Origin of the sequence: Methylonatrum kenyense, assembly GCF_023195885.1 — a bacterium.
Lineage (GTDB): Bacteria > Pseudomonadota > Gammaproteobacteria > Nitrococcales > Aquisalimonadaceae > Methylonatrum > Methylonatrum kenyense.
In genome coordinates this window covers 15,153-31,733 of record NZ_JALPKO010000011.1, presented here as the reverse complement: position 1 = coordinate 31,733, position 16,581 = coordinate 15,153, and the positions used below count along the sequence as shown (strand labels likewise).

Genomic DNA, 16,581 nt, shown 5'->3' with positions numbered 1-16,581 from the left:
CGGATCACACCGCGCGGGTCCGCTACGCTTGACCCGCCCTACGCATCTGGCCAGACGCGGGAATCAATCGGTGTCTCGCTAGTCCCGATCCAGCGAAATGTCGCGGTAGGAGCGTGGGTCCTCCACCGGTTCCAGATGGGTAATGACGCTGGCGCCACTGAAGCGATCCTGGATGGCGTTCTCGATGGCGTCGGCCACGTCGTGGCCGCGTTGCACGGTCCAGTCGCCGGGCATCAGTACATGCATGGAAATGAAGCGGCGGGCGCCGGATTGCCGTGTCCGCAGTGCATGGAAATCCACGTTGTGCTGGCGGCCGTAGTGATCAAGGATGCGCTGAATCTCTGCGATCTCGTGCTCGTCCAGGGCACTGTCCATCAAGCCGTTGACTGACCGCATGAAGACCTTCCAGCCGGTATAGCTGATGTTTGCCGCCACCAGCAGCGCGATCAGCGGATCAACGATATACCAGCCGGTGACCGCCACCAGCGCGACCCCGCCGATCACGCCAACCGACGTCCAGACATCGGTCATCAGGTGATGACCGTCCGCCTCGAGGGTTATCGATTCCTCGCGCCGACCCGCGCTGAGCAACACCCGCGCGGCCGCCAGGTTGATCAGCGTGGCAACTGCGGAGAGAGCCAGGCCGACGACCGGCATTTCGATGGGTTGCGGGTTCAGCAGGCGATTGACCGCAACCACGATGATGCCGACGGAGGCAAGAAAAATCAGTGCGCCTTCCAGGCCACTGGAGAAGTATTCCGCCTTGTCGTGTCCATACTGATGATCGTGGTCCGCGGGCCGTGCCGCGATGCTGAGCATGACCAGTGCCATGATGCCGCCGGCGAGATTGACCACCGATTCGGCAGCATCCGACAACAGGCCAACCGAGCCGGTCAACCACCAGGCGAGGGTCTTCAGGGCGATGACCAGCAAGGATGCGGCGATTGACAGCCATGCGAAACGCACCAGCGCACGACGCCTTCTCAGACGAGCGGAGTCCTGCGAGTGGCTGTCGCTGGAACGGCTTTGCTGCTGCATGGTCCCTAGAATGACATGATGGCCCCGTGCTCCGCGCCCGGGCATCATTATTATGAAATTGTGAAAAGTGTACCAGTTCGGTACTGATTGGAATATCCACAGCGATTCCAGAGGGGACAGCATCTGATGAAACGACTCTCAACGCGGTTTGCGCTGGCCGTTGCGCTAGCCGTTTTCGGCTTCGGTCCGGCGGTTTTCGCCCAGCAGGACTTCTCTGGCGACGTCGATCAGGCAGAGGGGACCATACCCGAACGCGACCGGGACCATGGGGAACTCGAGCGCTTCGAGGACTGGAATGTCTACTGCGAGGACTTTGAGGAGGACGGGGAAACCATTCGTGCCTGCGAGATGTTGCAGCGGGTGACGGTGGAGGAAACCGGGGAAATCATCATGGAGGTTGTGGTTGGTTACATGCCGGAGCGTGGCATGCCGATGGCCCTGTTCTCCGTGCCACTGGGGATTCGCCTGCAGCCGGGCCTGGAACTCAAGGTGGATGACAATGAAGCGGTACGCATCGGCGTCGATATCTGTGGCGAGGACGGCTGCATGGCCTCAATGCTGTTCGATGATGACATGCTGGAGCAATTCCGTCAGGGTGCCGCCGGCACCGTGACCATTCGCGATGCTCGCAACCAAAGTTTCGATCTGCCGATCTCGATGATGGGCTTCACCGCCGCCCTTAACCGGATCATGGAGTGATTGTACTGATGAGCGTGATGTTGCGTACTGGCGGATTCTGCTCCGCCCTGGTGCTGCTGGCGGCGGCCTTCGCCCCGTTGGCCTCGGCGGACGAAATCACTATTCATGATCCCTGGGTGCGCTGGGTGCCGGAGGTGTCCGACCGCACCGCGGCCTACATGCGGATCGAGGCGCCGGAAGGAGACAGGAAGATCCTGATTGGCGTCGACAGCCCGCAGTTCGACCGCGCCGAGATCCACGAATCGGTGGAAGAGGATGGTCAGGCCAGGATGGTGCACTGGTCGACGCTGCGCATTCCGGCCGGTGGAGAACGGGTGCTGGAGCCGGGTGGATACCACATCATGCTGATCGGTCGGCAGGGTGATGCCCTGGAAGAGGGCGATGTGGTGGAACTGCAGATGCGCTTCCAGAGCGGAGAGATCCTGACCGTGGAAATGCCGGTGTCGCGTGAAGGCCTGAATGGTGACGATGAACACGATCACCACCACCATCACTAGGAACACTGTGCTTCCTTTAGGAAACGCTGATTTATTCGCACGCTTGCGTTGGAGTCCGCATTTTTTCGAGGCAAGGCGCGATGAACACGACGCGTAGGGTGCATTAAGCGAAGCGAATGCACGCGGTGTCAGGCATCTCGGTGCAGAAGAGTCTCTCAGGAGAAGCAAGGCCATGGGAGACCCGGGCAGACCGGCCGGCCAGGCCGATTCGATAACGGATCACACCGCGCGGGTCCGCTACGCTTGACCCGCCCTACGGATCTGGCCAGAAGCAGGTTGCCTTGGGGTAGTGGGGCTACCGAACCGGCACCGCGCCTTGCCAGGCTGCCGAAATCGGACACGAGCGCGAACGTGGGAATTGCTCAGTGTTTCCTCCCAACAGCGCCGGAGAAAAATCTTCTCCTCCCCTGGCACTCACTGCCAACCGCCAACGTGATTCCCGTCCTCAACGTAGCTGCCTATCAGTCGTCGCCCAAATAAGGCGCAACGCTCACGGAAAGGTAGGGGCAGTGGAAGTATTGCCTTGGCCTGACGTGCCTCCGGCCCAACAGGGCCAAGCCAATACTTCCACTGACCTCAACCCTGTCGAAAGTTTACCCGGTGGCTTCGCGGCAAGTGCTTTCATTCGCCGGCTTCGGCTTCGGCTTCGGCTTCGGCTTCGGCTTCGGCCTCGGCGAGGATGTCTTCCACGGTCATGCCATGCATGGAACGGTAGACCCGTTCCCTCTGGCGTTCGTAGTCCGCTTCGCTGAGTTCACCGTTTTCGTAGGCCTGGCGAATGCCTTTCTCCCGTTCCCGGTTCTCGACCACGGTATTGAAGGCGGTGCGGAAAGCCAGCCGTTCACGGCCGTCCCGGAACTGGCGGGTCATCTGCAGCATGGACATGGAAAATGCGCCTTGCCCACGGTCACCGCGGACACGCACGCCGTGGTCGGCATCCGCGGCCTCGGCAGCATCAGCCTGGGGTGCCTCGTCCGGTGTGCCGGCAACTGCGGCGAGGGCAGGCGTGGCTATCAGGGCGGCGGCAAGCAGGGCGATCATTGTTTTTGGCATGGTTCGAACTCCTCCGTTGTGTCTGGAAAAGATCCGCGACACGGCCTGTTTGTTCCTGCGGCATGCGCGAAGACGGGGTGGTGGCGACCCATTCCTGGCCACTGATGTCTTATGCTGTGTCGCAGTCGCGTATTGAATCAGACGGATAAACGCATGTTACGCATTCTGCTCGTGGATGATCATGCTGTTGTGCGTGCCGGCTACCGCCGGCTGCTGGAGCAGGCGGACAGCGCCTGGGTGGTTGAGGAGGCTGCCACGGGTGAAGGCGCCTACAAGCGTACTGGTCAGACGCCGTTCGATGTCGTGGTCATGGACCTGTCACTGCCCGGCATCAGTGGTGTCGAGGCGCTTCGACGCATGAAACGGCGCGAACCGGAGGTCCGTGTCCTGGTGTTCAGCATGCACGACCAGGCGGTATTTGCCGAGCAAGCGCTGGAAGCAGGTGCCGACGGCTACATCACCAAGTCCAGCGCGCCGGAAGTGCTGGTGGAAGCGGTATCACGCGTGGCCGAAGGCGGCCGTTTTCTCGGCGCCGACGTGCAGGAGGCCATGGTCGCGCATCAGGGCGACGGAAACCCGGAGGATGCCCTGCGCAACCTGTCCCCCCGAGAATTCGAGATCTTTCGCCTGCTGGCGGAGGGCCGCGGCGTCGCCGAGATCGCCGAGACCCTGAATCTTGGCTACAAGACCGTTGCCAATTACAGCAGCATCGTCCGGGACAAACTCGGCATGGCGAATACCGCCGATCTGACCCGACTGGCGATTCGCGAGGGCGTGGTGCAGCCATGACGCTGCGCACCCGCCTGAGTCTGTTGCTTGCCTTGCTGACCGTGGTGGCGTTGCTGATCGGCATGCTGTTCGTGGTGCACAACTCCCGGGTTGCCGTCGAGGCCGAACTGCGCTCGGCGTCCGACTTGACCGTCCAGCTGGTCGAGGCCTCAATGGAGAGCCTGACCGAGATGGAAGGGCTGGAAATCAGCGCCGACGATCTGCTGTATCAGATCGAGGGGCTGGGCGCGCATCGGCACATTCGCCTGGATGTCCACGAAGGGGCCGAACCGCCACCGCCTGCGGACGCGCCTGAACCCCGAAGCCCCGATGCACCAGCCTGGTTTACCTATTTCGTGAAGCCGCCCGTGGCCAGTTTTCACCGTACCGTGCCCGTGCCAACCGCCGACAGTGCCTGGTTTGTGGTGCATGCCGAGCCCGCAGACGAAATCACCGAGGCCTGGCAAGCTGCCCGTGGCCTGCTTGCGGTGCTGCTCGGCTTTGCCATTGGTGCCAACCTGATCATTTATTTCGTCGTCAATCGGGCGCTGCGTCCGCTGAATGTCATTCTCCGGGGCCTCGATGACCTGGAGCACGGCAATTACACCAGCGGGCTTCCGGAATTCTCCGTGCCTGAATTCAACAGCGTCTCGCGCCAGTTCAACCGACTTTCCAGTGCGCTGGACCAGAGCCGGGCCCGGGTCCGGCGGTTGAACCGGCAGATCCTCGAAGTCCAGGAGGACGAGCGCCGGCACCTCGCCCGCGAGCTGCACGACGAACTGGGGCAGTGCATGTCCGCGATTCGTGCCGAGGCGGCCGCGATTCGACAGGCCACGACGCCGGATAACGGTGCCGTTCGCGACGGTGCGGCAGCCATTGCCCGCACAGCCGGCCAGGTCTATGACATTGCCCGCAACATGATTCATCGCCTGCATCCGGCGGCCCTGGAGGAACTGGGGCTGGAGGCCGGTATCCGGCAGATGGTCTCGGACTGGAGCCGTCGGAATCGCGGCATCCAGGTGGATTTGCATTTGTCCGATGGCCTGGAACAGGTGCCGCCGGCCCTCGCCATTCATATCTATCGTGCGGTGCAGGAGTGCCTCACCAATATCAGCCGGCATGCGGACGCGACACGCGTCACGGTGTCCGTCAACCGTCGGAGCGGAACCATCCAGGCCGAGGTTCGCGATAATGGCCGTGGCTTCGAAACCGAAGCGGGCGGCAGCGGATTCGGCCTGCTCGGCATTCGCGAGCGACTTGCCGGCCTGGGGGGATCTGTCAGCATCGATAGCCGTCCCGGTCAGGGCGTCCGGGTTCGGATGACTGCGCCGGAAAGGGAGAGCGCCAGCCTGGCGTCGGCAGGTTAGGGAGACATGGCAGGTTCTACCCTGATTTGTCCCCGATGATCCGCAGTGGATACGGTGCTGGGTCAGCGTCTCGGCTGCGCTTCGGTATGGTCGATGCCCTGGCTGCCGGCGAAATCGACGAGGGCCTGCTGAAGGGTACCCGGAACGGCGATTTCGGCGGTGACCTGTTCTGCGTAGCATATGTCGATCAGCGCTCCCCCGTGCTGATCGAGCCAGTGGCGCAGCGGTTGTTCGTCGGCAAAGTCCAGCACCAGGCGATAGTGAATCTGCGGTGTTTCGCGGCGCAGTGGCAGATCGCCCAGCACGGACTCGGTGGCCCCGGCGTAGGCCCGGACCAGGCCGCCGGCGCCGAGCTTCACGCCGCCGAAATAGCGGATCACGACAACCAGGACATCGCCGATTGCCTTGTGCTCGATTACATTCAGGATCGGTTTGCCGGCGGTACCCGAGGGCTCACCGTCATCGTTCATCGCCGCGCTGGTCGCCGCGCCGGGCCGGCCCAGCACGTAGGCCCAGCAGTGGTGACTGGCGTTGGGGTGGTCCTGCTGCGCCAGTGCCACGCGTTCCATCGCCTGCTGTCGGTCGCGAACCGCGTGCACCCGCGCAATGAATCTGCTCTTGCGAACTTCCGTCTCGCGTTCCCGGTCTTCTTCCGGTATGGGGTAGCCTGAGTCTGTCATTTCATCAAGTGTGATTGCTCACCAGGAGTTTCCCGATCATGCGTGTCATCACCGCGGTTTTCGCCTTCATTGCCGTTTCTCTTGGCAGCAACGGCCACGCCGGGGCGCCGGATTACGGGCCGGACCTGGAGCGTTTCACCTATCCGCATCCGGTGTCCGAATTCGAGTTCACCAGCCAGCGCGAACCCGTGTCGATGGCCTTTATGGACGTGCAACCGGAGCAGGAACCGGCCGCAACCGTCGTGCTCCTGCACGGCAAGAACTTCTGTGGTGCCTACTGGCATCAGACGATCGATCATCTGGCCGCCCGTGGTTATCGCGTCGTCGTTCCGGACCAGATCGGCTTCTGCAAGAGCAGCAAACCGGAAGCATATCAGTACACATTCGCCCAGCTTGCCGATAACACGCGGAAGTTGCTGGATGCGCTGGATGTCGAGCAGGTCAAGCTGCTGGGACATTCCATGGGTGGCATGCTGGCGACGCGCTTTGCACTGCAGTACCCGGACCGGGTCGAGCACCTGGCTATGTTGAACCCCATTGGTCTCGAGGACTGGCGCGCCATGGGCGTGCCCTACCGGAGTGTCGACCAGATCTTCGAGTCGGAAATGGAAAAGGACTACGAGAGTATCCGCGAGTACCAGAAGACCTATTACTACGACGGCAACTGGAACAGCAATTACGACCGCTGGGCGCGGATGTTGGCTGCCACCTATGAGTCGGATGAACGCGACCGCGTGGCATGGGCCCAGGCGCGGACCGCGGACATGGTGATGACGCAGCCGGTGCTTTACCAGTTCGACCAGCTGGAGATGCCGGTGACCTTGCTGATCGGTGACCGTGACCGAACCGCCATCGGCCGTCCGCTGGTGGACGACGAACTCGGCGAAAGGATGGGCGACTACACGACGCTGGGTGATCGCGCACTGGAGCGACTCCAGGACGGCGAACTGATCCTGTTCGAAGGCATCGGGCACATGCCCCACATCGAGGCGCCGGAGCAGTACCTGGAAGCGCTGGACGGGTTATTCCAGGCGGATCTCGAGGAGTAGGCAATCAGGGCTGACCCGCCGCTGGACGGCGGGTCAGCAACAAGGGGCTTAGAAGCGCATGATTGCCGAAAGCTCGAAGCGGGCTTCTTCGGGTTCGAAGGATGTTCGGGCATTTCCGGCGCGGAAACGCTCGGAACTGTAATAGATTCGGTTGTACTCAATGCGCAAGCTCAAGTTATCGTTGTATCTCATGTCGGCGCCAAGGCCGGCGCGCACGCCATCGAAGTCCTCGTCGTCGGAACCCGCGCCGGAAACGGAGGCCTCATAGTTTGTGCGCTGCCAGCCAAGGCGACCATAAAGCAACAGCCAATCCGCAACGAAGCCGCCCCCAAGCATGCTCAACCCATAGCTTTCTTCCTGATCGATCTTGATGCGATCACCGTCGACGCTCATCGTTGAATCCGCCGCACTGGAGCCGAAATTCGCTTCAAAGGCGAGATAACCCTGTCCGTGCGTGAACCCCCATCCGGCCAGAATGCCGTAGTTGGCGCCGCTGCCGCCAAAATCGGAACGCACGGAGCCGAAGTCGTCCCGGCCGCGGAATTCCATCGTGAAGTCGGTGTAACCCAGCGTGACACCCACATAAGGACCGTCCCAGCTGCTGGTGCCCGTCTGAACGTGATTGTGGGCGTGGGCAGATCCGGTAGTGAGGACAGCGGCCAACGCCAAGGCACTGCAGTAACCGGTCAAAGGTTTCATCGTTGCTTTCTCCATTGTGATTGGTGCAGGGCGAGAGGGTCAGATGCCGCTCGGTCAGTTGCAAGGGTGAAAGGGCAGAAACGTGATCCATGCCCATCTTCAGAACCTGGCAATAGCGTGGCCGGGGCCGGGTTTCCGGTGAGTAAGGGGATGGGCAGCAACGGCACGTCATAGTCCCGTGGGTCTGCGGGAAAGTGCCTGACGATCCGGTGACTCGGACTGGTCAGCGCGGATCGTCGTCATCCCAGTCCTGGGGTGGATCGATCTCCGGTGGGCCCGCCTTCTTTTGCGCCAGGAGCTGCCAGACCAGGTGGCCGATGGCGACGCAGAAGGTGAGCAGAAAGAGTGGCAGCAGCACAGGCACGCCACCAATTACGAAGACAAAGCCCAGCGGCGAGTTCTGGACGAAGATCAAAACGATGGCGAGCACGAACCAGCGGGCGGCGAAACGGTTGCAGTAATCGCGGCACCAGGCAGCCCGGCGCAGTCGATCCTGTTCCGTCTCCGCCGGCATCCTTGCCAGGTGCCAGTGCGCAAACCAGAAGGCGAGCAGCCATTGGCCTGTGGTCAGGTCATCGTGCTGTCGTTGAGGCATTTATCGGGAGTTCTGCTCTTCGCGTTTGCGCCGCAGCATGACCAGCACCAGGCGCGCGTTGTAGACCAGACCGATACCGAAGGCCACCAGTGCGGTGACGAAGAACACGGTCAGCAGGGCCTGGTTGTTCAGGAAGTAGGCAAGCCAGAGGCATATCAGGCTGACCGCGCCGATGGGCAGGCCTATCTTCATCAGCATGCGCAGCATCGGATCAGGTGGCAGCACCTGGCGTTGCGGCTGGTCACTCATGTGCGTTCGTTCTCCGGTGAGTTAAATCATTTCCAGGTCTTGCCAGATGACGAACCAGTTTCTGACCCAGGCACGGGAATGGGTCAGCGACGCCCCAAGCCCGATCAGGCTAGGCGGTCGGGTTCGGCGGATCAAGCGGTTCTGATTGCGGGTCCCGTGGTGTGCTACGTTCGGGCTGTAGCGCGATATAACAGAGGCGCCCATCGCGGTGCCCCGGGGGAGAGGATGACATCGACTGCCAGTCCCGTGTCCCGGAGATGGCCTGACCGACATGGCCTCGCAGGCGCCAGCGGTCTCGGTGGCAAACGCTGATGCGGGCGCGCAACCTGACAATCGTTCTTTGCACGCTCCAGACCGTGCTTGCGATTGCCGTTCTCGTGATCGCCGTGCGTTACGTGATTGCCAACGAGGTCGGTGATGGAGCCGGGCCGGGAGTTGTCCTCACCCTCGCGATCCTATTGCTGGCTGCTTGCGGCCTGTTCTGCTGGTGGACCATGGAGCGACTGGTGATGCGCCCCGGTCGCAAGCTGGCGCGCGGGATCAACGCGTTGCTCGAATCCCGCAACGTGGAGCAGGAACTGAGCCTGCCCCAGCGCCATGCGCTGGCGGAGCTGGCACCGGCTGTCACCGCGCTGGCCGACGCGCTGCGGCTGTCCCGGCGCGAGACGCACAAGGCAACGCAGTCGGCTACGGCCGAGCTCTCCGAGCAGAAGGCGTGGCTTGAGGTGATTCTGCAGGGGCTTACCGAGGGGGTGCTGGTCTGTAACCGGCAGCACCAGATCATGCTCTACAACCGGGCGGCGGTGGCGATCCTCGGCCAGCCGGAAGCCATCGGCCTGGGCCGGCCATTGCACGGCGTGCTGTCCGAGGCACCGCTGCAGCACACCATGGAGCGACTGGAATGGCGCCACCGGCGGCAGGATGACGAGCCCGTGGAGTTCTCGGCGCCGTTCGTCTGCACCAGCGTCGACTCCGAGCGCATGTTTCATGGGCGCATGGCCCTGATGCAGGAGCACGATGGTGCGGTGACCGGCTACCTGGTGACCCTGGTGGACATTTCCGCGGACCTGGGCCGCATGGCGCAGATTGACCATGTCCGTCGGGTGCTGACCCGGGACATGCGCGGCATGGTGGGCAATCTTCGGGCGGCAGCGGAGACCCGGATGGCCTATCCGGACATGTCTGCGGAGGAGCAGGCATCGTTTGACCAGGTGATCAACAAGGAGAGTGAGCGCCTGAGTGAGGCCATCGACGAACTGGCCAAGCGTATCCACGGCTACAACATGAGCCGTTGGCCGATGGCAGACGTGTTTGTCGGCGACCTGGTCAATTGCCTGGAACACAGGCTGTCGGACCTGCCCACCGTGCATGTGAAGCTGGCCGGCTCGCCGTTATGGGTTCACGGCGACAGCCTGTCCCTGATGCTGGCGCTGGATTGCCTGTTGCGGCAGTTGCACGACCACACCGGTGCCGAACTGTTCGAGATCGAATCCCTGCTGGGTGATCGACGGGTCTACCTGGACATCAGCTGGGCTGGCAATATGCTACCCAGCAGCGTCCTCAATCAGTGGTTCGAACTGCCTTGCGGCTACGGTGAGCCGGGCGGTCAGAGCCTTGGCGATACGTTGGAGCGGCACGGCTGTGAACCCTGGAGCCAGCCCTCGAGCCGGGAGGGACACGCGCTGTTGCGCCTGCCGCTGATGGATTCGCGTCGGCCGCAGTTCATGGATGAGGAGCGGCTGCCGGCGCGGCCGGAGTTCTACGATTTCGGATTGCTGCAGGATTTTCGTGAGCGCGACGCCCTGTCCGGCAAGCAGCTGACGGAGCTGAGTTTCGTGGTGTTTGACTGCGAGATGACTGGCCTGAACCCGGAGCAGGGCGACGAGATCATCGCGATTGCCGGTGTCCGCGTGGTCAACGGACGCGTCCTGACCGGCGAGACCTTTGACCGGTTGGTCAATCCGGGGCGACCGATCCCCGCCGGTTCGATTCGATTCCACGGTATCACCGACCAGGATGTGGCGAACAAGCCGGCAATCACCGAGGTGCTGCCCGAATTCCACGCCTTTGCCGGTGATGCGGTGCTGGTGGCGCATAACGCCGCCTTCGACATGAAGTTCATCAGCTTGCGGCAACGTCAGGCCGGAGTCAGTTTCGACAATCCGGTACTGGATACCCTGCTGTTGTCCGCCCTGCTCGATGGCGAAGAGGAGAGTCATTCACTGGATGCGCTGTGCGATCGCTACGGTATCGCGATCAGTGGCAGGCATACGGCGCTGGGCGATGCCATGGCCACCGCGCGGCTGCTGGTGCGTTTTATCGACCGCTTGAAGGCGCAGGGCAAGACCACGCTGGGTCAGGTGATGCGGGATTCGCATATGGAGGCGGAGCTGCGGCACCGCTCCGCCGTGTTCGGTGCCGGAGAGGCGGGTCGGGCTGGTGGCTAGGGAGGCACTGCTCACTCCCCGCGTTTGCCACCGGGACGTTACCTCAGGTAGCGAATTGTTACGATCCGTAACCTCTCGGCGCTGGCTGGGTAGCCAATTCATTGATTCATGGCGTGCGCTGACTGGCACGCCACCTGCAAGTGACGGTGATGGTGGGGAGAACATAGCGCAGCATGGGCGCGGATAACGATAAGCAAGGCCCCCGGGTGGATGTGGATCGCGAAGCGATCAGGATGTTTCTTCGTCAGTATCCCCCGTTTGATGCAATGAGTGCGGAGCACCTTGCCCTGCTGGCCGAGCGTGTGCGTGAGCAGCGGTATGCCGCCGGAACGCAGGTCGGTCCGCGCGATGGCAAGCCGGCACAAAGCCTTTGCATCATTCGTACGGGGCGGGTGACAGGCGCGAGGGTGGAGGATGGTCGGCGCCTGGCCGCAGACTCTGAACTGCTGCCGGGCGAATGCTTTCCGGTTGGCGAGCTGCTCAGCGGCCGAAGTCTTCGGCGGGCGTTCCAGGCAGAGGAAGATACCGTTTGTCTGGAACTGGATCGCGCCGATTTCCAGCAGTTGTTGCGGGCGTCGGATGCGTTTCATGCCTTCTGCAACCGGCGTCTGTCGCACACGCTGGACCGCCTTCTGGAGCAGGCGGACAATGCTGGCATAAAAAGCCTGGCCGGTGGCGATACCTCGCTGGACATCCAGCTGTGCGAGCGCCTGCGCAAGGCGCCGGTTACCTGTGCGCCGGAGAGCAGCATCCGGAATGCATTGCAGGCCATGGCTGACGCCCACGTCGGCAGTATGGTGGTAGTCGACCAGTCGACGGCACCGGTGGGGGTGTTCACGCTGAATGACCTGCTGCGTCGGGTCGCGCTGCCGGAGGTCGACCTGGACCAGGAAATCGGGCAGGTCATGTCGCCTGATCCGGTGACACTGTCGTCCACCGCATTTGCCTTCGAGGCGGCGATGGTGATGGCGCAGAACCGGATTCACCATGTCTGCGTGGTGGATGAGGGCCGGCTCAGGGGCGTGATCTCCGAGCGTGACCTGTTCTCGCTGCAGCGGGTCGGGCTGGTCAATCTGACCCGGACGATCCGCCGGGCGACGACCGTGGATGCGCTGGTACCGTTGCAGGCGGACATCCATGCGCTGGTCGGACAGATGATCGATCAGGGCATCAAGGTCGGCCAGATCATGCAGATCATCACGCTGCTGAACGACCACATCTGCGAGCGTGTGATCGAGCTGTGCATGCAGGACAACGAGGAGGACCTGAGCGACGTCCGGTTCTGCTGGCTGGCGTTCGGCAGCGAGGGGCGGCGCGAGCAGACACTGAAGACGGATCAGGATAATGGCATCCTGTTCGAGGTGCCCGCCGGTGGCAACGCCGATGCGATCCGGCGGCGGCTGTTGCCGGTGGCCGAACGGATCAACAAGGCCCTGGATCGCTGCGGCTATCCGCTGTGTCCGGGCAATATCATGGCGGGCAACCCGGAATGCTGCCTGTCACGGGAGGAGTGGCAGAAGCGCTTCCGGCGCTGGATTGAACAGGGCACGCCGGAACACCTGCTGAAGGCGGCAATCTTTTTCGATTTCCGGGTAATCCATGGCCCGGGGCAGGATGCCGAGGAGATGCGCCGGGAGCTGATGGAATTGACCCGGCGCAACAGCAGGTTCAGACAACAGATGGCGGCGAACGCGCTGAAAAATCGACCGCCACTCGGCATCATCCGTGACTTCGTGACCCGAAGTCATGGCGAGCAGCGCAACGTGATTGATCTGAAAATCAACGGGGTGACGCCATTCGTCGACGCGGCGAGAATCTTTTCACTGGCCCACGGCCTGCCGGCCACGAATACCGTGGACAGGCTATGGCAAGGGGCCGAGTGCGGGGCGCTGTCGCGCGGTGATGTCGAGGCCTGGGTCATCGCCTATCACTACATCCAGGTGTTGCGGACGCGGCAGCACCAGGAGCAGGGTCAGGCCGGCGAGGAACTCAGCAACCATGTGGCGCCGGACCAATTGAACGAACTGGATCGAAAGATTTTGAAAGAGGCGTTTCGGGAGGCGAGAAAATTACAGTCGAAGCTTGCATCGGATTATCAGTTGTAATCGTAACAGCAACACACAAAAACCCTTCGTCCTGGGAAAGAGAGGAGAGTTGATAAATGTCTGATTCTGGAAATCAGCCGACAAAGGACCGAGGCGAATACTGGCAGAAAAACCTGAAGATCATTGCCGGTTGCCTTTTCGTCTGGGCCTTCGTTGGGCTGGGACTGAGCATCATTTTCGCGGGGCCGCTCAACAACTTCAGCATTGGCGGGTATCCCCTGGGCTTCTGGTTCGCGCAGCAAGGCTCGATCTACACCTTCCTGGTGATCATTTTTTATTACGCCTGGCGCATGAACAAGCTGGACCGGGAATACGACGTTTACGAAGACTGAGGACAAAAGACGATGGAAGGCTCCCAACAGATAATCAATTTGCTGGTCGTTGGCCTGACCTTTGCGCTCTATATCGGGATCGCAATCTGGGCCCGCACCAGCAGTACCAGTGAGTTCTATGTCGCCGGCAAGGGCATCAACCCTGTCGCCAACGGCATGGCCACGGCGGCCGACTGGATGTCGGCGGCCAGCTTCATCTCCATGGCCGGCCTAATCGCATTCCTCGGCTTCACCGGGGGTGCGTACCTGATGGGCTGGACCGGCGGCTACGTGCTGATGGCATTGTTGCTGGCTCCGTACCTGCGCAAGTTCGGCAAGTTCACGGTGCCCGAGTTCATCGGTGACCGGTTCTACTCGACCACGGCGCGTGTGGTAGCGGTGATCTGCTTGCTGGTCATCTCGATCACCTACGTTATCGGGCAGATGCGAGGCGTCGGTATCGCCTTCTCCAACATCCTGGAGGTGCCGCTGACCGTTGGTCTGGTATCTGGCATGTTCGTGGTGTTCCTGTACGCCGTGTTCGGCGGCATGAAGGGCATTACCTACACCCAGATTGCCCAGTACTGCGTCATGATCTTTGCCTACACGGTGCCGGCGGTGTTCATCGCCATCACCATTACCGGCATGCCGATCCCGCAGATCGGTCTCGGTGGCACGCTGGCTGGATCTGATACCCACCTGCTGACGGCTCTGGACCAGACGCTGGTGGATCTCGGCTTCGCCCAGTACACCGCCACTGACGGCGGCATGAGCATGCTCAACATGTTCCTGCTGACGATCTCGCTGATGATCGGCACCGCGGGTCTGCCGCACGTGATTATCCGCTTCTTCACGGTGCCGAAGATCCGTGATGCGCGGAAATCCGCCGGCTGGGCGCTGTTCTTCATCGCCATCCTGTACACCACGGCTCCGGCGGTGGGTGCCATGGCGACCTGGAACCTGCTGGATACCCTGATCCTGGACCGTGACAACATCGGTCAGGAAGAGGCCCACCTGGCCTTTGAGGATCAGCCGGCCTGGATGGAGCGCTGGGGCGAGACCGGTCTGCTTGGCTTCGAGGACAAGAACGAGGACGGCCGGATCCAGTACTACAATGCGGACAATGAAGAGTTCGCGCAGATGGCCCAGGACGAGTGGGGTTGGGAAGGCTCCGAGCTGACCACCCTCGACCGCGACATCATCGTGCTGGCCAACCCGGAAATTGCCGGGCTGCCAACCTGGGTGATCGCACTGGTGGCGGCGGGTGGTATCGCCGCGGCGTTGTCCACCGCGGCAGGCCTCCTGCTGGCGATTTCGTCGGCGATTTCCCATGACTTGCTGAAGGGCGTGTTCAGGCCGGATATTACCGAGAAGGGGGAAATGCTGGCGGCCCGTATCAGTATGGCAGCGGCCATCCTGCTGGCCGGTTACCTGGGGCTCAATCCACCAGGCTTTGCGGCGGAAGTGGTGGCCCTGGCGTTCGGTCTGGCAGCGGCCAGTCTGTTCCCGACCCTGATGCTGGGTATCTTCTACAAGAAGATGAACCGGGAAGGTGCCATCGCCGGGATGCTGGCGGGTCTGATCGTAACCTGCGCCTACATCTTCACCTATAAGGGCCTGTTCTTCTTCCCGCAGCTCGCGCTGTTGCCGGATAACGCCGACTACTGGCTGTTCGGCATCAACCCGGGCAGCTTCGGGGTGATCGGTGCCCTGGCGAACCTGGCGGTGTCCTTCATCGTCGCCAAGGTGACGGCGCCGCCGCCGGCCCACATCCAGGACCTGGTGGAAAGCGTGCGCGTGCCGCGCGCCGACTGACCCGGTCGTCAAGCTGTTGGCCGTGATCCGCGGCCGCAGCTCTGGAGTGAAACAAAAGCCCGCCTTCCGGCGGGCTTTTTTGTGCCCGGTGCTCCGTTTCCTTAACGTGGTGGGATACGACGCATTGACGCGGGGCACGTTCGATGACTGAGGGCTGGGCGGATCAGTGCAGGGATCTGGAGCAGCAGTTGGACGACGCGCGGGAGATTCCTGCGTTGGCCGCAATCTCGAACCGTTTTCCCGGGTTCCAGGCCGACATGCAGGCCGGCTCGGTGGATGCAATCGAGCAGGCCCGGCAGCTCACCGCGCTGATGGACAGGCTCACGCGGGTGGTGATCCGTTTGGTCATTGAGCGTCGCGATCAGCCGGCGCCCGGGCCATGGGCCTGGCTGGCCTGCGGGTCCCAGGGCAGGAGCGAGCAGACGGTCCATACCGATCAGGACAATGCGATGGTCTACGCTGACGACCTGCCGGCATCGGCGGATGCCTGGTTCGGCGAGACCGCCCGTCAGATCAGTCGCGGCCTGGCGGATTGCGGTCTGCCACTCTGCCCCGGCGGAGTCGGGCCTTCGAACCCGGAATGGCGGCGGCCGGCCAGTGGCTGGCGCCGGGCATTCGAGCAGGTGATTCGCAACCCGGAAAACCGGGCCGTGATGCTGGCCACGCATTACATGGACCTGCGGGTGGTCGACGGCCCTCCGGATCTGTTCGAACCCCTTCGCCGCCAGGCCTTGACCGAGGCCGGTATCAACCGCCGTTTCATGGCGCGTCTGCGGGATGGTGCGATCCGGACGAGGCCACCGATCAACCTGTTCGGGCGGTTTCGAACGCCGTGGTTCGGCGCCAACGCGGGATTGCTTGATCTAAAACAGGGCGGAATCCTGCCGCTGGTGCAGCTTGCCCGCTGTTTTGCGGTTCGCGGCGGACTGCCGGCGCTGCATACCCTGGATCGGCTGCGGCAGGCGCAACAGGCCGGCTTGCTGAGCGCCGACTCGGCGCAGGCACTGGCCGATGCCTATCGTCAACTGACCGGGATCCGGGCGCGGTTGCAGGCCGAGTCAATTCAGGCCGGTGAGCCATTGGCAAACCGGTTTAGTCCGCGGCGAATGACCGCTGACGAGCTGGACGCCCTGCGCAAGGGGTTCCGCGCAATTTCCGCCATGCAAGCGGTGTTGCGGCAGACCGTTCTCGGCCAGGGTCTGTGAGTGA

16 protein-coding genes are annotated in these 16,581 nt (G+C 62.4%); 10 read left to right on the top strand and 6 right to left on the bottom strand.

All coding sequences use genetic code 11. The annotated features are described in order from the left end of the window. Nucleotides 1-78: 78 nt before the first annotated feature. Nucleotides 79-1,038 (bottom strand): cation diffusion facilitator family transporter, encoded by a 960-nt coding sequence (locus M0534_RS12230; RefSeq protein ID WP_248568723.1) that lies wholly within the window; start codon nucleotides 1,036-1,038, stop codon nucleotides 79-81. A 126-nt stretch (nucleotides 1,039-1,164) separates the two neighbouring features. Here M0534_RS12230 and M0534_RS12225 point away from each other — a divergent pair, with 126 nt between their 5' ends. Together M0534_RS12225 and M0534_RS12220 are read left to right on the top strand one after the other, a co-directional pair. Next, nucleotides 1,165-1,737: an invasion associated locus B family protein gene (locus tag M0534_RS12225; RefSeq protein WP_248568722.1), complete on the top strand. Its 573-nt coding sequence runs from the start codon at nucleotides 1,165-1,167 to the stop codon at nucleotides 1,735-1,737. 8 nt (nucleotides 1,738-1,745) lie between these two features. Continuing rightward, nucleotides 1,746-2,234 (top strand): copper chaperone PCu(A)C, encoded by a 489-nt coding sequence (locus M0534_RS12220; RefSeq protein ID WP_248568721.1) that lies wholly within the window; start codon nucleotides 1,746-1,748, stop codon nucleotides 2,232-2,234. Between the two features lie 621 nt (nucleotides 2,235-2,855). Here M0534_RS12220 and M0534_RS12215 read toward each other — a convergent pair. Further along, nucleotides 2,856-3,287 (bottom strand): hypothetical protein, encoded by a 432-nt coding sequence (locus M0534_RS12215; RefSeq protein WP_248568720.1) that lies wholly within the window; start codon nucleotides 3,285-3,287, stop codon nucleotides 2,856-2,858. Between the two features lie 153 nt (nucleotides 3,288-3,440). On the opposite strand from M0534_RS12215, the gene M0534_RS12210 reads away from it, so the two are divergent. Both M0534_RS12210 and M0534_RS12205 read left to right on the top strand, forming a co-directional pair. Further along, the gene (locus tag M0534_RS12210) at nucleotides 3,441-4,076 is read left to right on the top strand and encodes a response regulator (RefSeq protein WP_248568719.1); all 636 of its coding nucleotides are present in this window, start codon (nucleotides 3,441-3,443) and stop codon (nucleotides 4,074-4,076) included. After that, complete coding sequence (locus M0534_RS12205) at nucleotides 4,073-5,422, top strand: ATP-binding protein (protein ID WP_248568718.1); 1,350 nt, start codon at nucleotides 4,073-4,075, stop codon at nucleotides 5,420-5,422. Before M0534_RS12210 ends, M0534_RS12205 begins: the two co-directional genes overlap by 4 nt. Nucleotides 5,423-5,484: 62 nt before the next feature. On the opposite strand, the gene M0534_RS12200 is transcribed toward M0534_RS12205, so the two are convergent. Further along, nucleotides 5,485-6,102 carry an IMPACT family protein gene (locus M0534_RS12200; RefSeq protein ID WP_248568717.1) on the bottom strand — a complete coding sequence of 206 codons (618 nt, stop codon included), beginning with the start codon at nucleotides 6,100-6,102 and terminating at the stop codon, nucleotides 5,485-5,487. 38 nt (nucleotides 6,103-6,140) lie between these two features. Here M0534_RS12200 and M0534_RS12195 point away from each other — a divergent pair, with 38 nt between their 5' ends. Continuing rightward, the gene (locus M0534_RS12195; RefSeq protein ID WP_248568716.1) at nucleotides 6,141-7,151 is read left to right on the top strand and encodes an alpha/beta fold hydrolase; all 1,011 of its coding nucleotides are present in this window, start codon (nucleotides 6,141-6,143) and stop codon (nucleotides 7,149-7,151) included. Between the two features lie 48 nt (nucleotides 7,152-7,199). Here M0534_RS12195 and M0534_RS12190 read toward each other — a convergent pair whose 3' ends face one another. The 3 genes from M0534_RS12190 to M0534_RS12180 all read right to left on the bottom strand — a co-directional run bounded on the left by M0534_RS12190 (nucleotide 7,200) and on the right by M0534_RS12180 (nucleotide 8,694). Then, entirely contained in the window at nucleotides 7,200-7,850 is a 651-nt protein-coding gene (locus tag M0534_RS12190) for a porin family protein (protein ID WP_248568715.1), read from the bottom strand. A 223-nt stretch (nucleotides 7,851-8,073) separates the two neighbouring features. Next, nucleotides 8,074-8,445: a hypothetical protein gene (locus tag M0534_RS12185; protein WP_248568714.1), complete on the bottom strand. Its 372-nt coding sequence runs from the start codon at nucleotides 8,443-8,445 to the stop codon at nucleotides 8,074-8,076. After that, nucleotides 8,446-8,694: a hypothetical protein gene (locus M0534_RS12180; RefSeq protein WP_248568713.1), complete on the bottom strand. Its 249-nt coding sequence runs from the start codon at nucleotides 8,692-8,694 to the stop codon at nucleotides 8,446-8,448. A 311-nt stretch (nucleotides 8,695-9,005) separates the two neighbouring features. Between M0534_RS12180 and M0534_RS12175 the strand changes: the two genes are divergently transcribed. From M0534_RS12175 to M0534_RS12155, 5 genes are all read left to right on the top strand, one after another. Continuing rightward, nucleotides 9,006-11,141: a 3'-5' exonuclease gene (locus tag M0534_RS12175; protein ID WP_248568712.1), complete on the top strand. Its 2,136-nt coding sequence runs from the start codon at nucleotides 9,006-9,008 to the stop codon at nucleotides 11,139-11,141. Between the two features lie 173 nt (nucleotides 11,142-11,314). After that, nucleotides 11,315-13,246 (top strand): DUF294 nucleotidyltransferase-like domain-containing protein, encoded by a 1,932-nt coding sequence (locus M0534_RS12170; protein WP_248568711.1) that lies wholly within the window; start codon nucleotides 11,315-11,317, stop codon nucleotides 13,244-13,246. Between the two features lie 56 nt (nucleotides 13,247-13,302). Then, the gene (locus tag M0534_RS12165; RefSeq protein WP_248568710.1) at nucleotides 13,303-13,578 is read left to right on the top strand and encodes a DUF4212 domain-containing protein; all 276 of its coding nucleotides are present in this window, start codon (nucleotides 13,303-13,305) and stop codon (nucleotides 13,576-13,578) included. A gap of 12 nt (nucleotides 13,579-13,590) precedes the next feature. Further along, complete coding sequence (locus M0534_RS12160; RefSeq protein ID WP_248568709.1) at nucleotides 13,591-15,372, top strand: sodium:solute symporter family protein; 1,782 nt, start codon at nucleotides 13,591-13,593, stop codon at nucleotides 15,370-15,372. A gap of 143 nt (nucleotides 15,373-15,515) precedes the next feature. Further along, a complete protein-coding gene (locus tag M0534_RS12155) occupies nucleotides 15,516-16,577 on the top strand; it encodes a DUF294 nucleotidyltransferase-like domain-containing protein (protein WP_248568708.1) in 1,062 nt (353 codons plus the stop codon). The last annotated feature ends 4 nt before the right edge of the window (nucleotides 16,578-16,581 follow it).

Bases quoted from the DNA above. Each gene is read 5' to 3' on its own strand.
- M0534_RS12175 (WP_248568712.1), top strand. From the start codon at position 9,006: ATGCGGGCGCGCAACCTGACAATCGTTCTTTGCACGCTCCAGACCGTG.
- M0534_RS12160 (WP_248568709.1), top strand. From the start codon at position 13,591: ATGGAAGGCTCCCAACAGATAATCAATTTGCTGGTCGTTGGCCTGACC.
- M0534_RS12230 (WP_248568723.1), bottom strand. From the start codon at position 1,038: ATGCAGCAGCAAAGCCGTTCCAGCGACAGCCACTCGCAGGACTCCGCT.
- M0534_RS12165 (WP_248568710.1), top strand. From the start codon at position 13,303: ATGTCTGATTCTGGAAATCAGCCGACAAAGGACCGAGGCGAATACTGG.
- M0534_RS12190 (WP_248568715.1), bottom strand. From the start codon at position 7,850: ATGAAACCTTTGACCGGTTACTGCAGTGCCTTGGCGTTGGCCGCTGTC.
- M0534_RS12215 (WP_248568720.1), bottom strand. From the start codon at position 3,287: ATGCCAAAAACAATGATCGCCCTGCTTGCCGCCGCCCTGATAGCCACG.
- M0534_RS12220 (WP_248568721.1), top strand. From the start codon at position 1,746: ATGAGCGTGATGTTGCGTACTGGCGGATTCTGCTCCGCCCTGGTGCTG.
- M0534_RS12180 (WP_248568713.1), bottom strand. From the start codon at position 8,694: ATGAGTGACCAGCCGCAACGCCAGGTGCTGCCACCTGATCCGATGCTG.
- M0534_RS12195 (WP_248568716.1), top strand. From the start codon at position 6,141: ATGCGTGTCATCACCGCGGTTTTCGCCTTCATTGCCGTTTCTCTTGGC.
- M0534_RS12210 (WP_248568719.1), top strand. From the start codon at position 3,441: ATGTTACGCATTCTGCTCGTGGATGATCATGCTGTTGTGCGTGCCGGC.
- M0534_RS12200 (WP_248568717.1), bottom strand. From the start codon at position 6,102: ATGACAGACTCAGGCTACCCCATACCGGAAGAAGACCGGGAACGCGAG.
- M0534_RS12205 (WP_248568718.1), top strand. From the start codon at position 4,073: ATGACGCTGCGCACCCGCCTGAGTCTGTTGCTTGCCTTGCTGACCGTG.
- M0534_RS12170 (WP_248568711.1), top strand. From the start codon at position 11,315: ATGGGCGCGGATAACGATAAGCAAGGCCCCCGGGTGGATGTGGATCGC.
- M0534_RS12225 (WP_248568722.1), top strand. From the start codon at position 1,165: ATGAAACGACTCTCAACGCGGTTTGCGCTGGCCGTTGCGCTAGCCGTT.
- M0534_RS12185 (WP_248568714.1), bottom strand. From the start codon at position 8,445: ATGCCTCAACGACAGCACGATGACCTGACCACAGGCCAATGGCTGCTC.
- M0534_RS12155 (WP_248568708.1), top strand. From the start codon at position 15,516: ATGACTGAGGGCTGGGCGGATCAGTGCAGGGATCTGGAGCAGCAGTTG.